Annotated in this window: 2 protein-coding genes and 1 pseudogene; 2 read left to right on the forward strand and 1 reads right to left on the reverse strand. The window is 45.6% G+C overall.

What is annotated here, in order from left to right; genetic code table 11:
- Together ACYVTD_RS11925 and ACYVTD_RS11930 are read left to right on the forward strand one after the other, a co-directional pair.
- Nucleotides 1–795, forward strand: a 795-nt coding sequence (locus tag ACYVTD_RS11925; RefSeq protein ID WP_461247984.1) for a vWA domain-containing protein, incomplete at its 5' end; no start/stop codon positions are given.
- A gap of 86 nt (nucleotides 796–881) precedes the next feature.
- Nucleotides 882–1,697 (forward strand): undecaprenyl-diphosphate phosphatase, encoded by an 816-nt coding sequence (locus ACYVTD_RS11930; protein ID WP_461247985.1) that lies wholly within the window; start codon nucleotides 882–884, stop codon nucleotides 1,695–1,697.
- Here ACYVTD_RS11930 and ACYVTD_RS11935 read toward each other — a convergent pair.
- Nucleotides 1,694–1,989: pseudogene (locus tag ACYVTD_RS11935) on the reverse strand (heavy metal translocating P-type ATPase); the annotation flags it as partial. The gene ACYVTD_RS11930 and the pseudogene ACYVTD_RS11935 sit on opposite strands and share 4 nt — an antisense overlap.

The following is a 1,989-nucleotide window of genomic DNA, read 5'->3' on the forward strand; positions in this document are numbered from 1 at the left end:
ATTCTGGAACAGGCTTTTCACATATATATTCCCTACGTTCTTTACTACGGCTACGATAACGGCCGCCACGGGGAAGTCTACCTTAAAGACGGAACTTTCCTTAATATCCGTTCCTTCTCCATGCCGTACGCCGACTATCGGGGAACTTTTAAGGACAACCCGTTTGCGCTAGAGGCGAAGCAGGAACCTCCCGCCGGTAAAAAGGAAGGGGAATACATACCAGAAACCTTCGACTCTTTTACGGACATAGCAAAATCCAACAACGGCAGCTTGATTTACTGCAATAATACGGACGAAGTGGCGGATTTAATAATAAATCTGCTTGATAAGGAAACTGGGAAAAAAGTTGATATTGTCTTGTGCCTTGACACGACCAACAGCATGAAAAAATACATCGATCCGTTACGCGCAAAACTTATCCCAGAGCTTGAACAGATTATCGTAAAGTTTCCATCTTTCAGAATCGGCATGGTGCTGTTTAAGGATTATAACGACATATACCTTACAAAAAATGTCCCGTTTACGTCCGATTTCAAGCGTTTCCAGCGCGATCTTAACGCCATTCAAGTCGTAGGCGGCGGCGATATTCCCGAAGCCGTATACGAGGCCCTTTATGAAGGAGAAACCAAATTTCCATGGTCCGCGGAGTCCAGAATATTGCTACTTATAGGCGATGCGCCGCCGCATCCAAAGCCGAGGGGCAAGATTACAAAGGAAATGCATGAAAAAGCCGCGAAGGATAAAAACATAAAAGTTAGCGCGATTATGTTACCGCAAGCGACACCTTCCAAATAATTTAATTTTATCGTACAATTAACCTAAAGGAACCTCTAAAAACTTTTTTAGAGGTTTTCCTATTATCGCAAATAAGGGAGTTTTAAATGGATATTATAACCGCAATCGTTCTTGGAATAGTACAGGGGTTAACTGAATTTTTACCAGTAAGCAGTTCCGGCCATCTCGTGCTTTTACAAAAAATTTTCGGTGTGGACGCTCCCGGTCTTTTCTTTGACACGATGCTGCATATAGGAACGCTAACGGCGGTTTTTGTCGTATTATGGAAAGACATTTGGGAGATACTTAAAAAGATTATTCAGCCTCTTACGGGGTTTCTAATAATAGCGACAATTCCCGCGGTAATTTTCGCCCTTGCTTTTAAAGATATAATCGAAAGCGCTTTTGAATCGGGGCAATTTCTCGGCGTCTGTTTTCTTATCACATCGGCACTCCTTGTTACCGCTGAACAGCTTGCCAACCGCGCCGAAGTTAAAAGAAGCGGCGAAAACATGAATTGGGTTGACGCCGTAATCATCGGCGTATTTCAGGCGGTCGCCATCGTCCCGGGCATATCAAGATCGGGTGCGACAATATCGGGAGCGCTCTCCCGTAAACTTGACCGCGATTTTGCCGCCCGCTTTTCTTTCCTGTTGTCCATTCCGGCGATACTGGGCGCTCTTGTCTTACAGATAAAGGACTTGGTAAAAGGCGAAGGAGCGGCTGGCGCACCGGCAGGCGAAGTCATAGGGGTTCTGCCTATTGCGATTGGAACCGTAACTGCCGCTATAGTCGGGTTTTTCGCGGTAAAGTTTATGTTGAAATTAATCAAAGAAAAAAAACTTTACGGCTTTGCGATCTACACCGCGGCTCTTGGAATATTTGTGCTTATCGATCAATTTGTTACGCGCATAGTATTCTAGGCGCGTAATATCCTCATTGAGTTTAACACCGCCAACAGCGCTACACCCACGTCGGCGAAAACCGCTTCCCACATTGACGCGACGCCCATCGCCCCAAGCAGAAGAAAAGCCGACTTTACAACCAGCACAAACACGATGTTTTGCGTTACTACCCTCTTTGTATTTTTGGCGATATCCATAAATTCTATCAGTTTCGAGGTTTCGTCGTTCATAAGCACAACGTCTCCCGCTTCTATCGCGGCGTCGCTTCCGATTCCTCCCATCACAATGCCGATGTCGGCCATAGCCAGAA

The organism is Treponema sp. R6D11 (assembly GCF_054786075.1).

What these genes read in the sequence shown, in the direction of transcription:
- ACYVTD_RS11930 (WP_461247985.1), top strand. Translation starts at nt 882, where the DNA reads ATGGATATTATAACCGCAATCGTTCTTGGAATAGTACAGGGGTTAACT.